The organism is Brevibacterium metallidurans (assembly GCF_037101285.1).
GTDB lineage: Bacteria > Actinomycetota > Actinomycetes > Actinomycetales > Brevibacteriaceae > Brevibacterium > Brevibacterium metallidurans.
The window spans coordinates 343,242-361,376 of sequence record NZ_BAAAAF010000003.1 but is presented as its reverse complement, the minus strand read 5'-3'; the positions used below and the strand labels follow the sequence as shown (position 1 = coordinate 361,376).

Genomic DNA, 18,135 nt, shown 5'->3' with positions numbered 1-18,135 from the left:
ATTCAGCGATTAACTACCGACCGCCCGTCGAGGTCCATTCCGAATGGATCAACCAGTCCGGGACAGAACCCGCGGCTGCTTAGGAAACCAAGAATAGGAGCCTCTACGAAACCCGGGGCTTGACACGGTGAACCGGCGGACGCCGAGAACGATGAAGACCACCGTGATGATCGTGAACAGGATGCGACGCAGCCACAGCGTCAACCCGTCCAGCCAGGTCTCGGCGGCGTTGAGCCCGAAGTAGAGCAGCAGCGTGAAGGTCCCGAACGTCACGAACGCCCCGACCGCGTACGCCCACCCGGTGGCCGCGGGCCGCTTGGCGGCCAGCAGGATCACCACGACGATCCAGATCGTGGAGACGTTGACCGAGTCCAGCAACGCCAAGCCCACCAGGGTGAGCAGCAGCCCCACAGTCACCGCGGATCACGTGCGCCGCCCCCGCCGGATGTGCCGGGTGCACTGGGGGTCTCGGTCGTGTAGGCGAGGGTGGTGAGGTGGTTCGCGATCCTGGCCCGCATAGAGGGGTGCAGGGGTGTGGTGAGGAACTCGATGAGCCAGAGCCCGTCGGCGGCCAGGCGGGCGATGAGCTGGCTCAACTCACCCGGGGAGATGTCTGCATGCTCGGGCAGTGGCGGGGTCCACCGGGCCAGGACCCCGTTCCAGGGGGCGTGCATGGCGGGGTCGTTGACGGTTTCGAGCATCAGCAACAACTCGGCCCGGGTCGCGCTGTGGGTCGCGACCTGGGCGTAGGCGGCCAGACGCTCAGCATCACTGGCCCGTTCGGCGGGTTTGCCCGCGGCCTCGGTGAGAGCGGTCTCCCACTGTTCGGCGAGGTGCTCGTGCAGCGCCTGCAGCATGACCTCGCGGGTGCCGAAGTGATACAGCAGCCCGCCTTTGGTCATGCCCGCGGCCTCGGCCACGGCCTCGAAGGTCACCGCGGTGACCCCGCCGGCCTCGATCACCCCCAGGGCCGCATCGAGGATCTCGGTCCGCTTGCTGGGACGCATAGCCTCTGCCTCCACTCCCGCCCGGTCAGTGGTTGCCCGAGAAGGCCTGCGACTGAGTCCCCGGCCCGTGGTGGCGCAGCAACCGTCCGGTGACCGCGGCCCCGACCGCCAGGACCACGGCGAGGATGATCATCGTGACCAAGAACCCGGTGTCGAAGGCACTGCTCGCCGCCTCGATGATCGCCCGGTCCCCGCCCGCTGTCGCCAGCGCATCCGACAGGCTCTCGTGCGCACCCTCCGGCGCGCCGGCCGGGAGCCGCACGGTGGTGGTGTAAACGAAGGTGAGCAGGCTGCCCAACAACGCGACAGCGGTCAGGGACCCGAACTCATACGACACCTCCTCGACCGAGGACGCCATCCCGGCACGGCGGGCGGGCACATTGCCCACAATCGCGGTCGAGGCCACCGACATCGCCCCACCCAGCCCGGCGCCGGTAACCAGCAGCCCGGCAACCAACACACCGAACACGTCGGCCTGCACACCGATGATCACCACGACCACCCCGAGCGAGGCGACCGCAAGGCCCCCGGCGATCAACGGCAGCAGGCCGATCCTGTGCAGGAACGCCCCGCCCAACAGCGCGGTGGGCAGCGACCCGATCGCGACCGCCGCGACCAGCAGCCCGGCCTCCAGGGGGGTGAAACCCTCCACAAGCTGATACCGCTGGGTCGTGACCAGCTGGGACCCGCCGATCGCGAACATCGAGAACGCCGCCGCCAGCACCCCGGCGCTGAACGCGGGATTGCGGAAGATCGAGAACTCCAGCAGCGGCTGCTCCAAGCCCCGCTGACGGCGGACGAACAGCACCGACCCGACCACCGCGGCCACCAAGCCCGCACCAACGATCACCCAGTTCTGCGGGGAATGCGCGAGCTCCTTGATGAAGAACACCGCACCCACCAGCGCGACCATCGCCTGCAACGACGACACCAGGTCCCACCTCTTGGACGGGTCGGGGTCGTTGGGCGGTGCGATCAGCACCGCCGCGATCAACGCGGCGATCACCACGGGCACGTTGATCAGGAACACCGAGCCCCACCAGAAGTGCTCCAGCAGCACCCCGCCCACGATCGGGCCCAGCGCCGCACCCACCACCGCAAGGCTCCCCCACACCGCGATCGCGAAATTGCGCTCACGCTCAACCTCGAACGAGACCCGGATCAGCGCCAGCGTGGCCGGCATCATCGCCGCCGCGCCCACCGCCAGCACCGCACGCGCCGCGATCAGCAGACCCGCCGACGGCGCAAACGCCGCCCCCAACGACGCCACCCCGAACACCACCAGACCGATCAAAAACATCCGCCGGTGCCCGATCCGGTCCCCCAGCGTGCCCGAGCCCAGCAACAGGCCCGCCATCACCACCGGATAGGCGTTGATGATCCACAAGCTCTGCGACCCCGACGCCCCCAACTCCTCGGTCAACGTCGGCAACGCCGTATACAGGATCGAGTTGTCCAGAGTGATCAACAGCAGCCCCGCCGCCACCGTCACCAGCAGACCCCACCGCTGCCGCTTGCTCAAACTCACGTCATCACACCTTTCCGGAACCGAACTATCACCACCCGTAACTATACCATACGTACGGTACAGTTACGACTGGTGATAGGTGGCCGGGCTCCACACCAGCCTTGAACGCACAACCCGGACCCTCAGAAAGACACCGAAGCGGACAGCGCGCACGTGCAGCAGTCCCAACAGAGCCTCCCGAGAACCGGCACACCACCCGTCGCAACAGCCGCACCAACGACCCCACCCAGCTGACGCCCCCTGCACCCCGATGCACACCTGAACAGCATGGATTACGAACGCTTCGAATACTTGCTTACGCCGGTTTAATCTCGGAAGTTACACCTAATGTATGATTCTTACGTTAAATGTACGGCGGACTCACACCCACCACCGGGATCGCGGACTCCTCGAACGTAGCACCCACGGCCGCCTCTGACCAGGTATTTCACCACCGACCTTACATACGATGCATGATTCTTACATCTAATGTAAGGTGATCGCATGGTGTTCATGGACGGCCAGGGGCTTGGCTCCGGGGCCTCGGTACCGGCTGGCAAGGTGACGCTGCTGCGCCCGGCGGAGCAGTTATTCGATGAGATGCTGACCGGCTGGACGGCTCAGCAGACCTCCCGGATGCTGACGACGCAGACGATCAAGACGAGGGCCTCGCAGGTGCGGCGGTTCGGTGACTTCTGCGGCACGCCGCCGTGGGAGTGGTCCCCAGCCGATGTCGAGGAGTGGACGACCTCGTTGGTCTCGGGCGCGCGGCCGTTGTCGACCTCTACGGTGCGGGCGTACCAGAACTCGGTGGCGCTGTTCTGCGACTACCTGACCGACCACCGCTACGGGTGGGCGGATCGGTGCGAGGAGCTGTTCGGCACCCACCCGGTGCAGGTCTGCCACGAGTGGAACACCGTCATCCACACCAGCGATCACGAGGCGCGACCGGCAGTGCGACCGCTGAACAGGCTGGAGTTGCAGGCGTTCTTCGACTACGCCGACGATCTGGTGGACCGGGCACGCTCGTCGGGCCGCAAGGGCTGGCAGACGCTGTTCCGCGATGCGACACTGTTCAAGATCATCTACGCCTTCGGCCTGCGCCGCCGTGAGGCGGCGATGCTCGACCTGCACGACTTCACCCGCAACCCGAAAGGCCCGGAGTTCGGCCGGTTCGGGGTCTGCAACGTCCGCTGGGGCAAGGCGATGCGCGGCTCCCAACCGCGACGCCGGGCAGTGCTGGCGGTGTTCGACTGGACCCGACCGGTGATCGAGGAGTACGTCACCGAGGTCCGGCCCCGCTTCGGCACCGCCGACGAGTCCGTCCTGTGGCCGACCGAGCGGCAGAGCCGCATCCGCCTGGACCATATCGACGACCGGTTCGCCGACTGGCGCGACGACCTCGGCCTGGACCCGGTGCTACACCCGCACTGCTTGCGGCACTCGTATGTGACCCATCTGATCGAGGACGGCTTCGATCCGCTGTTCGTCCAGCAGCAGGTCGGCCACCGCTGGGGCTCGACCACCGCCCTCTACACCGGGGTCTCCGGCGACTACCGCAACCGCACCCTGCGCCGCGCCCTCGACGCCGCGTTCACCCCGCCAACCGCGATCCAGGAAGGCTCAAGCCGATGACCAAGACCGTCGCTTACCACTGGCACCTGCGCAAGGTGATGAACGAGCACGGCATGCAGTCCACCACCAGCCTCGTGCCGCTGCTGGCCGACCGGGGCGTGGTGATGACCTCCACGCAGGTCTACCGGATCGTCACCGGCACCCCGGAGCGGTTAAACATGCAACTCCTCGCGGCCCTGTGTGACCTCTTCGGCGCCACCCCCAACGACCTCATCGAGCCCTACGTCGCTTCCAGCTCCCGGCGCGGACGCAAGACCGGCACCACCGGCACGGCCAAGGCGCCGAAGGCCGGCACCAAGAACCGCCCGACCCGCGCGGTGATCAAGCCGGCCGAGGACTGACCGACTGGTGGCCAGCACGATCGTCCGCGGCGCCTGCTTCCGCTGCGGACGGGAGAAGAACCTGCGCTGGAACCACAGCCTGGACCGGGGCGAGTGCCGAGCCTGCCGCGCCAGCCGCGCACCGCAGCAGACCTGCACCGGCTGCGGACGACAGCGCCGGATCAATGCCCGCACTCCAGACGGCGGGGCACTCTGCGTGACCTGCTACGCCCGCACCCGCACCGGCGACGACGGCTGCGAGGAGTGCGGAGCCATCGGGCCGCTCGCCGCGAGAGCCGGCGGCAAGGGCGAAGCGTCACGGAATCTCTGCACCCGCTGCTACCGGAACCCGCGACGGCCCTGCGGCATCTGCGGCCGGCTCAAACGCATCGCGCTCAAGGCCACCGCGACCAGCCCGGATGTCTGCCCGACCTGCTATCAGGCACCGGTCATCGACTGCTCCATCTGCGGCCAGCAAGCCCTCGGCCGCCGGACCACGAACAACGGCCGGCCACGATGCTTCGCCTGCCAAGCCACCGCGCAGATCGACGCCGCGCTGACCGGCCCCAACGGGCTGATCCGGCCCGAGCTCCTGCCCGTGCGCGACGCTCTCACCGCCACCAGCCGCCCACGATCGCTGTTGACCAACTGGCACGACCTCGCCAGCCTGCACCTGCTGGCCGAGATCGCCCAAGGCCAGCTCGGCCTGACCCACGACGCACTCGATGCCCGGCCGCAGACGTTCTCTGTGACCTACCTGCGCGCCATGCTCGTCGCCGCCGACGCGCTGCCGCCGCGGGACGAGAACGCCGCACGCCTGCACCGCTACGCTGCCCACGCCGTCGCCGGCGTGGACGATCCCGAGCTGCGCGGCGTGCTCACCCGGTACGCCCGCTGGCACGTCGTCGGCCGCGCCAAGACCAACCGCCACGGCGAAATCTCCACAGCCACCGCCGACCGGTGCCGCCGCGACATCCAGACCGCCAAAGCCTTCATAGACCACCTCACCGCCCACCACCACGACCTGGACAACTGCCCCCAGAGCTGCCTCGATGCCTGGATCACCGTCGACCGCAGCAGACGCCTGGGCTTCATCCGATGGCTCAAACGCGGCGGATACCTGCCCCGCACCCGACTGCCCGAACCCGTCCCCGGCAAGGACCCGCGGCACGACATCGACCCCTGCCAGCAACTCGACCTAGCCCGACGGCTCCTGCACGATGCCGACAGTGCGAGCATCGAGGACCGCGCCGCGGCCTGCCTTGTCCTGCTCTACGCCCAACCCATCACCAAGATCGTCACCCTCACCACCGCGGACATCCGCGCCGCCGCCGGCGACACCTATCTGACCCTGGGCCGCGAACCCCTGCTGCTCCTTCCGCCCTTGGACGCGCTGATCACCGCGCTGCCCGAAACCAAGCAGTTCGGCACCGCAAGCGCCCTGGCCGACCCGAGGTGGCTGTTTAGCGGCAAGAACGCCGGTACCCACCTCCAGCCACCCTCGCTCATGGCCCGGATGAACCGGCTCGGTATCACCACCCGGGCCAGTCGGAACACCGCCATGCTGCACCTCGCCTCGACCACCCCGCCAGCCGTCTTCGCGCACCTCATCGGCGTAAACCTTCGCACCGCGACCCGGTGGACCGAACTGTCCGGGGCAATCTGGAACACCTACGCGACCACACGCAGCTGACTCAGATCGCCCGGGGCTGCCGACCGCGCAGCATTGCGAGCCGCCGGCAACGCGGCTCGGCCACGCTTTCGGCGCTCCGCGCTTCACAGGCATGGATTTCAGGCATTCGGAGTTCTGCTGGTCCAGGTCAACAGGCAGTGATACACCGGGAACGTACTTCGAAAACTTCGGCCGCATCGGGACTCTGATGAATCGTCGGCGCGCTGGCGTTCGGCCACGGCCTGATCGGCCGCGCACGGCGAGAGAACAGGTTCGTCAAGCTCGACGCCGACGCGCTACTGGGTGGCGGTCATCTCACCCAAACCTTCCACCTGGCTGTAACATGGGAGCATGAAGATCGGGGAGTTGGCTCGGCTCGGTGACGTGAATCCGAAGACGATCCGCTACTACGAGTCCATCGGGCTGCTGCCCGAACCGGCTCGCACACCGTCGGGCTACCGGGACTATGACGAGACATACGCCGACCGGCTGACGTTCATCCGCACAGCCCAGCGTCTGGGCATCGCCCTGGACGAGGTCAAAGAGATCCTCACCTTCCGCGAACGAGGCATGGCCCCATGCTCCTACGTCCGTGGAGTGCTCGACGCCCAGGTGGACACCATCGACCGGCGCATCCGGGAGTTGGGAGACCTTCGTCGACAGCTCACCGAACTGGTGGCCGAAGCCGACCGCCTGCCGGAGGCCGGCGGGACCTGCCGGCTGATCGAACACGTTCGACACAAACCGGCCACGGCCGAGCAGGCCGGGCGATCCCCTGTGGGGCAGGGACGGCCGGGGCGACCTCGTGGCCGTCGCGGGACAGAACTCGCTTGACCTTCCAGTCGAGTGGAACGTTTACGCTTGGTAGCAACCCAACGAGGAGGTGTGCCATGTCCACTCATACGTTCCGTGTCGAAGACATTCACTGCGGCGGCTGTGAGAGCGCTATCGGCAAGGCGTTGACCCGTCTTGGCGGGGTGAGCGACGTCGCCGCGGACTCCGCCACCAACCAAGTGACGGTGCGTTACGACGAGTCACAGACCAGTACCGAACAGATCGCCGAGCGGCTCGCCACGGCCGGTTACCCGGTCATCGGTTAAGAGACGTTGCGGCAGACGACCAAGGAACGGGGACAAGGACTGTGACGCAGACGGAACAGGCAGGCCAGCTGTGGGCGGAGGAGCCGAGCCATCTGGCCGGGCACGCCCGCATCCGGGCTCGGATCGCGGGCCTGCATTGCTCCCTGTGCACCGGAACGATCGAGAAGGCGCTGGGCCGCCAGCCCGGCGTGGACAAGGTCGCGGTCAGCCTCACCCATGAACAGGCCCTGGTCGACTACGACCCGGACCTCATCGGACCCGAGGACATCCTCGGCACGCTGCGCGACATCGGCTATGACTTGTACGACCCGCGCAAGCTGCGCCCGTTCGAGGACGAGGAAGCCGACCTCGTCCGCGAAGGCAAGCGCCTGCTGGCCGCGATCGTGGCTAGCCTGACCACCATCGCCCTGATCCTGGAGGTCTCCGGCATCTGGTCGGTGCTGGTACCCGCCTCGGTCGTGGCGCTGATGGTGCCGGTCTCCTACGCGATCTTGCGGCCGGCCGGCCGGGTCCGCGCCGGGTTCGGGGCGGTGGCGATGCTCGCCCCGGCCGCGCTGGCCTATGCGGGCCGGCAGGCGGGGTGGATTGGGGAGACGGCGGCCGGTTGGGTGACCGGCGCCCTGGCCCTGACGGTGGTGTTCGCCGTCGCCCCGCACATCCTGCGGATGGCCTACCAGGCCGGAAGGCGGGGTATCCTCAACCAGCACGTGCTGCTGGAGATCGGCGCCTTCGCCGGCATCGCCGGCGGGATCATCGGCCTGACCGGGGTCTTCTCGGACTACCCGACCGCGCCGTTCTTCGCCGTGACCGTGCTGGTGGCGAACTACCACATCTTCTCCGAGTGGCTCTCACTGCTGGTCAAGACCCGCTCCAGCCAAGCCGTGCGCAAGCTGCTGGATCTCCAGCCGGACACCGCACGCCTGATCCGCGCCGGGACCGAGGAGGACGTGCCCGTTGCCGACGTCGCGGTCGGTGACCTGGTACGCATCCGTCCGGGAGACCGAGTTCCGGTCGACGGCCGGGTGGTTGACGGCTACTCCACCCTCGACCTGTCCCTGGTTACCGGCGAACCTGTCCCGGCCGAACGATCGGCCGGCGAAGAGGTGATCGGTGGGTCCATCAACGGCGCCGGCACCCTGCTGGTGGAGGCCACCCGGGTCGGGACGGACAGCTTCTTGGCCCAGGTGGCCAGGCATGTCGAGGACGCCCGGGCGCTCAAGCCCGGCATCCTCCACCTGGTGGACCGGGTGCTGCGCGTCTACACCCCGGCCGTGCTGATCTTGGCCGCCCTCGCACTGGCCGGCTGGCTGGCCGGGTCCTGGGCACTAGCCGGGGAGCCGGAGGTGCGCCGAGCGGTGTTCGCTGGCATCGGCGTACTGGTCATGGGCTACCCGTGCGCGATGGGGATCGCCGCCCCGCTGGCCATCGTGCGCGCCGCCGGTGAGGCCGCCGATCAGGGCATCATCATGCGTACCGGGGAGGCGTTCCAGACATTCGGCCAGGTCCGCACCATCGTGCTGGACAAGACCGGCACCCTCACCGAGGGCAGACCCGCCGTCCGCGAAATCGAGGCCCGCACCGACGAGGCGGACCTGCTCACTACCGCCGCGGCAGCCGAGAACCCGTCCGAACATCCGCTGGCCCGGGCCATCGTCACCGCCGCCACCACTCGCGGTCTGACCCTGCCGACGGCCCAGGACTTCACCTCGGTCACCGGCTTCGGTGTCACCGCCACCGTCGAGGGGCGCGCCGTGTTGGTCGGCCGGCCTCGTTTCCTGACGGACCACAGCATTGATCTGACCCCCCTCGCAGCCACCGTGACGCGGCTAGAGAGCACTGGGCGGACCGTGGTGGCCGTCGCTGCCGACAGGGAGCTGCTCGGGGTCATCGGCCTCGGTGACGAGCTTCGCTCCGAGGCGGTCCGGGCCGTCGAGCAGCTGCGAGCAGCAGGCATCACTCCGGTGCTGGCTACCGGCGACAATGCCCGCGCCGCCGCCCACGTCGCCGCGCAGGTCGGCATCGAGGACGTCCGGGCCGGGGTACTGCCTGAGGACAAGGCTGACCTCGTGCGCGAGTTGCAGGCCGGTGGTACCCGGGTGGCCATGGTCGGGGACGGCATCAACGACGCCCCCGCGCTCATGCAGGCCGACGTCGGCATCGCCATGGGCGGCGGCACCGACATCGCCGTGGAGTCCGCCGACGTCGTCATCGTCCGCGACGACCTGCGCGCGATCCTGACTGCGCGGGAGACGAGCCGCTCCAGCTACCGCCGCACCCGGCAGAACGTCGCCCTGGCGTTCTTGTTCAACGGCACCGGGATCATCGCCGCCACCACGGGGCTGGTCTACCCGGTGTGGGCGATGGTCGCGATGGCGCTGTCCGTCACCACGATCTTCATCAACTCCCTCGGCGGCCGACCCTCCCTGCTATTCGAGGCCATCGGCAGCGTCGGACGCACCCACCCGCAAGACACCGAACTCGATCGAGCCGCGGGTAACCGGCTGAGATAACCAAGCGTGTCAAGCTCACAGTCCCGCAACAGGAGTGCGCGCGGGCCAGCCTGTGGGTCGGTTCGGTCCGGTTGGCGCCCACGAGACGAGAACGCTGCACGCCTTCGCCCCTACACGCCACCGACACCGCTGCCGAGGGCACCGACTCTGAGCTACGCGGTGCACTTCCAGCCGCTCTCGCTCATGGCCGGATGAGCCGGCTCGGGATGACCATCCGGGCCAGCCGCAACACCGCCTTGCTGCACCTGGCCTCGACCACCCCGCCAGCCGTCTTCGCCAACGTCATCGGTGTCGACATCGGACGCCGCCACCCGATGGGCCTGGCTCGCCGGTGCCCGCCTGGAACAGCTACGCGACCGCTCCGAGGTGACAGGACCCCACAGGCGAGTGGCGCCTGAGATCGTTAAAGGTAGGCGCAGACCGCGCCGGCCTGACACGTCTCGGGCTCAACGTTCTCAGCTGCCGTCCGTAGCTGGGCGATGGTCGCACGCAGTCGGCCGAGTTCGGCAATCTGCTCATCGACTTCGGCCAGGCGCATATCCAGCAGTTCCCGGACGTGGTCACATGGGGCCGTCCCGCTGTCGCGGATCTGGAGGATCTGTCGGATCTGCGCAAGAGTCAGTCCTGCGGCTTGGCCGCGATGGATGAAGTCGAGCCGGGCGAGAGTCTCCGGGCCATAATGGCGGTAGCCCGATGCGGTTCGCGCTGCAGGCAGCAGAAGTCCCTGGTCTTCGTAGAATCGCAGCGTCTTGGCAGTGGTACCCGCCGCTTGGGCCAGTTCCCCGATACGCATGACGTCTTCCTCCGCTCTCGCTTGACCTTCCAGTGTAGTGGAAGGTTGAGAATGATGGTCGGAGGCGAGAACCGACGTCTGGGAGGAACACATCATGGGCTCGAAGGTCGATCTGGCGATCATCGGATCAGGCGGCGCGGCCTTCGCGGCAGCGATCCGGGCCACCGGGCTGGGCAAGTCGGTGGTGATGATCGAGCGGTCAACGTTTGGGGGCACCTGTGTGAACACTGGTTGCATTCCCTCGAAGAGCCTGCTCGCAGCCGCCGAGGCGCTGCATATAGCGTCCGATGCCGCGCGGTTTCCCGGGATCGCGGCCGCGGCCGGCCCCGTGGACATGCCGGGCCTGGTCGGTGCCACTCAGTCACTGGTGGAGTCATTGCGCGGTGAGAAGTACGAGGACCTGGCCGACGCGTATGGGTGGCGGGTCCTGCACGCCGACGCCTCGTTCGCCGGGACCCCGGACGGCCCGTTGCTGCACACCGTCACCGGTGACGGCAAAGTCGAGGCGATCAGGGCCGATCATTACCTGATCGCGACGGGATCAGCCCCCTGGGCGGCACCAATCCCCGGGCTGGCCACCGTGGACTATCTGACCTCGACCACCGCGATGGTACTCACCGAGGTCCCCGACTCCCTGCTCGTGCTCGGTGGCGGCTACGTGGCGATGGAACAAGCACAGTTGTTCGCCCGACTCGGCGCCAGGGTCACCATGCTGGTCCGCTCCCGGCTGGCGTCGAAAGAGGAACCCGAAGCCTCCTGGGCCCTGGAGGACGTGTTCGCTGACGAAGGCATCCACGTTGTTCGACCCGCCGAGGTCATCTCCGTGGTCCACGACATGGCCAGCGGCGGGGTCGTCGCGACGGCGAACGTCTCCGGCACCGAGCAGGAGTTCCGAGCCGACCGGGTGTTGGTGGCCACCGGCCGTCGCCCGGTCACCGAGGGACTCAACCTCAATGCCGTCGGGGTCAAGACCGGCGAGGCCGGAGAAGTCGTGGTTAGCGACCAGCTCCAGTCGACGAACCGGCGGGTCTGGGCTGCCGGGGACGTGACCGGGCACCACGAGTTCGTCTATGTCGCCGCGCAACACGGGGCGATGATCGTCGACAATGCGTTCACCAGCACCGACCGCACTGTCGACTACGCCCGCCTGCCACGAGTGACGTTCACGAGTCCCGCCCTTGCAGCGGTGGGCATGACCGAAGCAGACGTCCTCGCTGCGGGGATCCGCTGCGACTGCCGGGTCCTGACCCTGACATACGTGCCCCGCGCGCTGGTCAACCGGGACACCCGCGGCTTGATCAAGATCGTCGTCAACGCCGACACCGGTCGCATCCTCGGACTCACTGCGGTCGCCAAGGACGCCGGTGAACTCGCCGCGGCCGGTGTCTACATCCTCGAAGGCGAGATGACACTCGAACAGGTCTCCCGGAGCTGGGCGCCGTATCTGACGATGGCCGAAGGCATTAAGATCGCCGCCCAATCATTCACCACCGACGTCTCCAAACTTTCCTGCTGCGCGGTATGACGCCCCGTGCGGACCCGGCGTGGTGAACAAGCAGCACCACCAGTCCACGGACCGTGGCGGCTTCTCTGGAGAGAGCCGAAGCCGCAATCGTGGTGATCGCCTGCTGGCGCCCGGGCCAACCCTCTTTGCTGCTGGAGTGCTGACCGGTTTCGCTGACGTCATACTCATCCGTCAGTCTTCACCGCCGGCATCACAGCTGTCCTTGGGTCGCCGTGATCACCACGCTGACGCGCCGACGCCCGACCGAGACCCCCACCCACCAGACCCCCACCCAGGACATCAGGGTTCTACCTACCGCCGAACGACCGCCCCCCCCAATTCCTGCTGCCGACCGTCCGGTGATCGTGGGCAGCCCCGACGCACCTGAGTGACATGCACCTGCCACTCACTTACCCCCGTATTCGGGCACTTCGATCATCCGACCCTGCCGGTAGGGTGATCGACGATGGGTGTCTTCCCCGACTTCGACGGGCTCGGCGGCATCGGCGACCTCCGCGCCGTGGTCGGCGCGCTCCTGACCTTCGTCCTCATCGACGCCATCCTCATGCTGATCGTCTCCGCGATCGTCTGGGCCATCGCGACAGCCCACGGCAACTACGCCACCGCCAGCAAAGGCCGCATCGGAGTCCTCGTCGCCGTCGGTGCCGCCGTCCTCGCCGGAGGCGGCGTCGCCTGGATGAACTGGCTACTCACAGTCGGGTCGAGTTTGTAGCGTTGCGGTCATTGATCCGATTCCTCCGCGTCGGCGCTCGCTGTTTCGCACCGGTCGAGCAGGCGCGCGAGGTAGCTGTACGCCGCGAGGCGCTCCATCGCTTCCTGCTCGGACAGTTCGGTGCGCGTGTGGGTCGTCACGTTGCGGACCGTGAGGTTCAGACCAGTGGCCAGCGCGTTGAGTGCCTTCGCGAGCGGCTCAAGACCACCGCGCATGCTCTTCACCGTCTTGTCATCCGACCCTCCCGGCCAGGTGAGCTTCGGCTTGCCCGGTTCAGGTGCGCCTGGCGACAACGTCTGCTGCCAGAAGACCGTGTCATCGACATCGTTCCTGCCGAGACGTTCCTTCCAGTGGACCGTGAGGCCTTCGGCCGCTTCACGAACTGCAACTCGGTACTGATGCGTCGTCCAATGGGCGGAGGCACCAGCCCAGACCACGGGGTGAAACTGTGCGGGAGCGAACGTCGGAAGGTCAGAGTCCGTACGTGACTCGGCGTCGACGATCATCGCGTCGAGCCTGCCCTTGACGTTGGCGGTAGTAGTCCGAATATCCCGAGGCGCGATGGGGGCCTTGGGTGCAGACATAAATGACCAGTTGGAGATTGGGTCGATCGCTCCGAGACCAGCGATCCCAATGTAGGCGCCGGTCACTGACACAGCGCTCGCCGCCAGGCCAGCAGCCTCCGCGACACCGAGTTCGAGACGTTGAACCTCGCTCTGATCCTGGCCTTCCTTTGTCCACACAGTGGGAAAGAGGCCGCGCGCCGACATGTGATCCGACTCAACCTGAGTGCTCATCCAGGCGTCGAACGCTTCCTCGAACTTCTCAACAGCGGCACGCAATCGCTGGAGGTAATCCACCCCGTACTGACTCATGTTCCTTGCACCCCTCGATTCAGCGGTCCCGTGCGGGCGAGCGACGCACAGATACTCCGAGGCTACGGGCGTCCACCGACAGGGACGGCGACGAGAGCGCACCTGTCGCGTGTACCCGTCTGCGAGTTCGCGGGCGGACCGCCCGTCGCCAAGGAGACCTACCGTGTTCGATCTGCTCACCAACGTCATGTCCGCGCCCCTACTGGTGCCGATGGACATCAACATCGACCCCAACACCGACGGCCTGCCGGGGATCAATCAGCTGCGCACCATCGTCGGCGCGGTGATGACCGTCGGCCTCATCCTGTCCGTGCTCGCGCTGATCGTGTCCGCGATCGTGTGGGGCTTCGGTGCGAACTCCTCCAACCCGCACCTCGCCTCGCGCGGGAAGATCGGCGTCCTCGTCTCCTGCGGCGCAGCGGTGATCTGCGGCGCGAGCGTGACGCTCATCAACTTCTTCTGGAACGTCGGCCAGTCCGTCTGACCCGCCCCGTCGGCGAGAGCTGGTGTTCGTGATGGGCGTGTGCGACGTTCCCGTGATCTCCTCGGTCTGCGATGCCGTCGGCGAAGGAGCCGCGTCTCTGGTCGCGGCCCCGTTCGACTGGCTCGCCCAGGCGATGGGTGCCGCCGCAGGGTGGCTGTTCGAGGCGGTCTGGTCGGTCTTCGACACCACGACCCTTGTGGATGTCACCAAGCCCGGCTACATCGCCGTCTACAACCTGCTGTTCGGCATCGCGGTCTTCGTGATGCTGATCTTCTTCTGCCTCCAACTCATCACCGGGCTGATCCGCCGCGACCCCACCGCACTCACCCGCGCCGCCCTCGGCCTGGCGAAGTCCGTCCTCGGGTCATTCGTGGTCATCACGCTGACCGCGCTGCTGCTGGAAATCGTCGATCAACTGTGCATCGGGATCGTGCAGGCCGCCGGAGAGACCACCCAGTCGATGGGCGACAAGATCGCCCTCCTCGCCGCAGGGCTGGTCGGCATCAACATCGCCGCTCCCGGCGTCGGTGCCATCATCACGATCTTCATGGCTGGCCTCGCGATCACCGCCGCCGCGATCGTGTGGCTCTCCCTCCTCGTCAGGAAAGCACTCCTGCTGGTCGCGGTCGCGTTCGCGCCGCTCGCCTTCTCTGGTGCCTCGTGGGACGCCTCGCGAGGCTGGATCGGGAAGTGGGCGATGTTCGTCGTCGCGCTGATCTGCTCCAAGCTCGTGCTCGTCGTGATGTTCCTCGTCGCGATCACCCAGGTCTCCGCACCGATCGACGCCGACCTCGCCTCGGTAAGTGATCCCATCGCGGGGATCGTGCTGATGGCGATGGCCGCGTTCGCCCCGTATCTCACGTACAAGTTCATCGCGTTCGTCGGGTTCGACATGTACCACGCGATCGGTTCCGAGCAGGACGCCAAGAGCGCACTCAACCGCCCGATCCCCGTCCCGACCAAGCCGCAGGGCGGCGGCGATCCGAAGAAGGTGCTCGACGGAACCGGCGGCGGGAGCGCGGGCGGAGGCTCCGGCGGAGGAAGCAGCGCACCGCCACCGCCGAAGACCCCGGCACCGGCACCCGCCGCGAGCGGCGGAGGCGCGGCTGGTGGAGGTGCCGCAGCGAGCGGCGGCGCGGCCGCAGCCGGTCCCGTGGCCGCAGGGGTGGTGGTCGGGGCGAGTGTCGCCAAGGGTGCCGCGACCGCCGGGCCGAAGGCCGGAACGGCGCTGGGAGCCCAGGGTGAGCACGCCGCCGACGCAGCCGCGCAGACAACGCCACCGCCCGCCGCCTCACCTGCGGCACCGCCGTCAGTCTCGGCACCACGACCGCCGAGCACCGACCCGTCACCGCCGCCGAAGCAGCCCCCGCCGCCCGCGCCACGCCCACCAAAGGAGTAGATGATGAGCAGCACGAACCACGACCGGCCCACTGCGGGTGAACTCGTGCCGGTGAAGTTCTCCCGCCTCACCCGCCGCGGCGTCCTCCTCGGCCTGTCGCTGACCCAGCTCATCACACTCGCCATCGGCGGAGCCACACTCATCGGCGCGTTCTACGCCGGAGGTGGGATGCTGCTCGCCTACAGTGCCCCGATCTGGGTACTCGCCGCCGCGCTGACTTGGATACCGATCGCGGGCCGGCCGATCGTGGAGTGGCTGCCCATCGCCTGCTGGTGGCTGTGGCGTACCACCGGCGGACAACTGCTGTACCGGCGCAGGATCGTCGTCCCGCGCCCCGTCGGCACCCTCGCACTGCCCGGCGACATGGCGCGACTGCGCGAGTACACCGACCCCGACACCGGAGCGGGGATGATCCACGACCCCCACGCCGCCACGTTGACCGTGGTGTGCGAGGTCACGCATCCCGCGTTCGTGCTCCTCGATCCCGGCGAGCAGGAACGCCGCGTCAGCTCCTGGGGCCGCGTGCTGGCCACCGTCTGCCGCTCCGGGCGGATCGCCACGTTGCAAGTCCTCGAACGCACCCTCCCAGACTCCGGCACCGGACTCGCAGAATGGTGGGCTACCCACGGCACCCCAGACGGATCATGGGCGGCCGACACCTACGCCGAACTCATCGACCGCGCCGGACCCGCCGGCGAACGCCACGCCACCACCCTCTCGCTGTCACTGGACATGAAGACCAGCGCTCGGCAGATCAGGACCGCGGGCGCCGGGATGCGCGGTGCTGCCGCCGTGCTGCGGCAGGAAATGAACACACTCGTCGCCGCGCTGCGCTCCGCCGACCTCTCGCCCTCGGGGTGGCTGACACCAGGGCAGATCGCGGTGATGCTGCGCTCGGCCTACGACCCGGCCATCGCCGCCACCCTGGAACGCCACGGCAGGCTCGGCCAGTCCCTCGCGACCGCGGGGCCGGTTGCGGTCACCGAGACCTGGGGCAGGTTGCGCACCGACTCCGCTCACCACGCGGTGCTCTGGGTCAGCGAGTGGCCGCGGTCGCTCGTCTATCCGGGATTCCTGTCGCCGGTGTTGCTGTCCACCGGCATCCAGCGGTCGTTCTCGCTGATCTGCACCCCGATGCGCTCCGATGCCGCTGCTCGCGACATCCGCAAGAAGAAGGTCGAGCACATCTCCGACCAGGCCCAGCGGGCGAAGATCGGCCAGATCGAGGACGCCTCCCAGACGGCGGAGTATCACGACGTGCTCCAGCAAGAAGCAGACCTCACAGCCGGCCACGGCATCCTCCGCTACACCGGCCTCATCGCCGTCTCCGCATCCACCGTCGAGGAACTCGACGCCGCCGTCGCCGCCATCGAGCAAGCAGCGATCCAAGCCTCCTGCGAGACCCGGCTCCTCGTCGGCCAGCAAGCCGCCGCATTCACAGCCGCCGCACTACCGCTCTGCCGACGGGTCTGAGTTCAGCCTTCGGGGCTGACAAGGATCGCGGTTGATGGATCGACGTCGGGTGCCCAGGCAAGGGTCGGCAGGTCGGCGCTTTCCAGTCCCGCGAGTTCGAGCGCAGCTTGTCCCGACAGGTGGGAAGAGTTGATGGACTGCCCGTTCGCGACTGCCGCGTAGAACTGTGCGGCGTAGTTGATCGCATCGGCATCTTCAATGCTGTCCGCCATCCCGATAGCGAACGGCACGACCTGAGCCACCAGATCGTCGATCTGGGCTGCGGAGCGGCAGGAGTTCAGCAGGACGAGGAGCGGAGGATCGTCGGTTGCGCTGATCGCGCGTGCGAAGGCTCGCGCCGTCACGATCACTCCCTCGTGGGGTTCGTCTGCTTCATCCTCAAAGACGATCAGGTCGTCGTTGCTGTGGCCCGAGAAGTGGACCACGTGAGGGCGGAACTTCGTGATGCCGTCCAGTAGGTCAGCCGTGGTTGCTGCTGGCCGCACATCGAGTTCGATCTGGTCACGGTGCAAAGCCGACTCGACCGCTGCCCGGATGCGCTTCTGCTCCCTTCCAACGCGGAGGTCACCTTCGGCCGAAGCACCCAGCATGAGCACTCTGAGCTTCTCCGGCTTGGGCGCTGGGAGCTGACGCAGCGCGTGGCTGACGGCTACCTCGGCACCGCTGATCCGCGATTCAAGCTGGGCACGTTCAGCCGCCGCCCGCCGGTCGGCACGCTGCTGCTCGCTCTTTCGGCGTCTCTCGGCGGCATCGGCCTCCGACTGTTCGGCGCGGGAGAGCTTGGTCTGTAGCGCGGCCTCGTCCTTCGCGTAGCCGGCTGCCCGTGTCTGCCAGCGGCTGGCCTCCTTGCCCGCAGTCTCCGCTTCCTTCTCTCGGCGCTCGGCTTCTCGCAACTTGCTGCTGCGGGTGGAACTGCTCGTCGTCTTTGCGGCAGCCTGCCGTGCCTTGGCGGCATCGGCTCGCTTCGAGGACTCCTTCGACCGGTACTCACCCGCCTTCTTGTCCGCGTCGATCCGCTGTTTGCGCTTGCGGTCAAGCTGTCCTCGGTACTGACTTGCGCTCACTCTGTCGTGCTCCTGCTTCGGTTGCTTTCGTGTCATCTACAACGCTAGGCCTGACCACC

Annotated in this window: 17 protein-coding genes; 11 read left to right on the top strand and 6 right to left on the bottom strand. The window is 67.7% G+C overall.

Going from position 1 to position 18,135, the window contains the following annotated elements:
• Positions 1-48 precede the first annotated feature (48 nt).
• From AACX88_RS06515 to AACX88_RS06505, 3 genes are read right to left on the bottom strand one after another with little or no spacing between them, the layout of a single operon-like run.
• Positions 49-411 (bottom strand): hypothetical protein, encoded by a 363-nt coding sequence (locus AACX88_RS06515; RefSeq protein ID WP_339392228.1) that lies wholly within the window; start codon positions 409-411, stop codon positions 49-51.
• A 2-nt stretch (positions 412-413) separates the two neighbouring features.
• Positions 414-1,007, bottom strand: a complete 594-nt coding sequence (locus AACX88_RS06510; RefSeq protein ID WP_339392227.1) for a TetR/AcrR family transcriptional regulator — start codon at positions 1,005-1,007, stop codon at positions 414-416.
• Positions 1,008-1,032: 25 nt separating this feature from the next.
• Positions 1,033-2,535: an MFS transporter gene (locus AACX88_RS06505; protein ID WP_272027574.1), complete on the bottom strand. Its 1,503-nt coding sequence runs from the start codon at positions 2,533-2,535 to the stop codon at positions 1,033-1,035.
• A gap of 483 nt (positions 2,536-3,018) precedes the next feature.
• On the opposite strand from AACX88_RS06505, the gene AACX88_RS06500 reads away from it, so the two are divergent.
• The 6 genes from AACX88_RS06500 (at position 3,019) to AACX88_RS06475 (ending at position 9,751) form a co-directional block, all read left to right on the top strand.
• Complete coding sequence (locus AACX88_RS06500; RefSeq protein ID WP_144589457.1) at positions 3,019-4,149, top strand: tyrosine-type recombinase/integrase; 1,131 nt, start codon at positions 3,019-3,021, stop codon at positions 4,147-4,149.
• Positions 4,146-4,490, top strand: a complete 345-nt coding sequence (locus AACX88_RS06495; RefSeq protein ID WP_144589456.1) for a helix-turn-helix domain-containing protein — start codon at positions 4,146-4,148, stop codon at positions 4,488-4,490. The genes AACX88_RS06500 and AACX88_RS06495 overlap by 4 nt, the downstream gene beginning before the upstream one ends.
• Before the next feature lie 7 nt (positions 4,491-4,497).
• The gene (locus AACX88_RS06490) at positions 4,498-6,162 is read left to right on the top strand and encodes a hypothetical protein (RefSeq protein WP_144589455.1); all 1,665 of its coding nucleotides are present in this window, start codon (positions 4,498-4,500) and stop codon (positions 6,160-6,162) included.
• A 330-nt stretch (positions 6,163-6,492) separates the two neighbouring features.
• Entirely contained in the window at positions 6,493-6,975 is a 483-nt protein-coding gene (locus tag AACX88_RS06485) for a heavy metal-responsive transcriptional regulator (RefSeq protein ID WP_144589454.1), read from the top strand.
• 56 nt (positions 6,976-7,031) lie between these two features.
• Positions 7,032-7,241, top strand: a complete 210-nt coding sequence (locus AACX88_RS06480) for a heavy-metal-associated domain-containing protein (RefSeq protein WP_144589453.1) — start codon at positions 7,032-7,034, stop codon at positions 7,239-7,241.
• A 41-nt stretch (positions 7,242-7,282) separates the two neighbouring features.
• Positions 7,283-9,751 (top strand): heavy metal translocating P-type ATPase, encoded by a 2,469-nt coding sequence (locus AACX88_RS06475; RefSeq protein WP_318547303.1) that lies wholly within the window; start codon positions 7,283-7,285, stop codon positions 9,749-9,751.
• Between the two features lie 403 nt (positions 9,752-10,154).
• On the opposite strand, the gene AACX88_RS06470 is transcribed toward AACX88_RS06475, so the two are convergent.
• On the bottom strand, positions 10,155-10,544 hold the full coding sequence (locus tag AACX88_RS06470) for a heavy metal-responsive transcriptional regulator (RefSeq protein WP_144589451.1): 390 nt from the start codon (positions 10,542-10,544) through the stop codon (positions 10,155-10,157).
• Positions 10,545-10,638: 94 nt separating this feature from the next.
• On the opposite strand from AACX88_RS06470, the gene merA reads away from it, so the two are divergent.
• Both merA and AACX88_RS06460 read left to right on the top strand, forming a co-directional pair.
• A complete protein-coding gene (gene merA, locus AACX88_RS06465; protein ID WP_144589450.1) occupies positions 10,639-12,069 on the top strand; it encodes a mercury(II) reductase in 1,431 nt (476 codons plus the stop codon).
• 445 nt (positions 12,070-12,514) lie between these two features.
• Complete coding sequence (locus AACX88_RS06460) at positions 12,515-12,781, top strand: DUF6112 family protein (protein WP_144588996.1); 267 nt, start codon at positions 12,515-12,517, stop codon at positions 12,779-12,781.
• An 8-nt stretch (positions 12,782-12,789) separates the two neighbouring features.
• Here the strand turns inward: AACX88_RS06460 and AACX88_RS06455 are convergent, their stop codons facing one another.
• Positions 12,790-13,656: a TIGR02391 family protein gene (locus tag AACX88_RS06455; RefSeq protein WP_144588998.1), complete on the bottom strand. Its 867-nt coding sequence runs from the start codon at positions 13,654-13,656 to the stop codon at positions 12,790-12,792.
• 187 nt (positions 13,657-13,843) lie between these two features.
• On the opposite strand from AACX88_RS06455, the gene AACX88_RS06450 reads away from it, so the two are divergent.
• From AACX88_RS06450 to AACX88_RS06440, 3 genes are read left to right on the top strand one after another with little or no spacing between them, the layout of a single operon-like run.
• Positions 13,844-14,140 carry a DUF6112 family protein gene (locus AACX88_RS06450; protein ID WP_375544631.1) on the top strand — a complete coding sequence of 99 codons (297 nt, stop codon included), beginning with the start codon at positions 13,844-13,846 and terminating at the stop codon, positions 14,138-14,140.
• A gap of 31 nt (positions 14,141-14,171) precedes the next feature.
• Complete coding sequence (locus tag AACX88_RS06445) at positions 14,172-15,539, top strand: conjugal transfer protein TrbL (RefSeq protein ID WP_144589000.1); 1,368 nt, start codon at positions 14,172-14,174, stop codon at positions 15,537-15,539.
• A gap of 3 nt (positions 15,540-15,542) precedes the next feature.
• Positions 15,543-17,012: a PrgI family protein gene (locus AACX88_RS06440; RefSeq protein WP_144589002.1), complete on the top strand. Its 1,470-nt coding sequence runs from the start codon at positions 15,543-15,545 to the stop codon at positions 17,010-17,012.
• Between the two features lie 2 nt (positions 17,013-17,014).
• On the opposite strand, the gene AACX88_RS06435 is transcribed toward AACX88_RS06440, so the two are convergent.
• On the bottom strand, positions 17,015-18,076 hold the full coding sequence (locus tag AACX88_RS06435) for a CHAT domain-containing protein (protein ID WP_144589004.1): 1,062 nt from the start codon (positions 18,074-18,076) through the stop codon (positions 17,015-17,017).
• Positions 18,077-18,135: the final 59 nt, after the last annotated feature.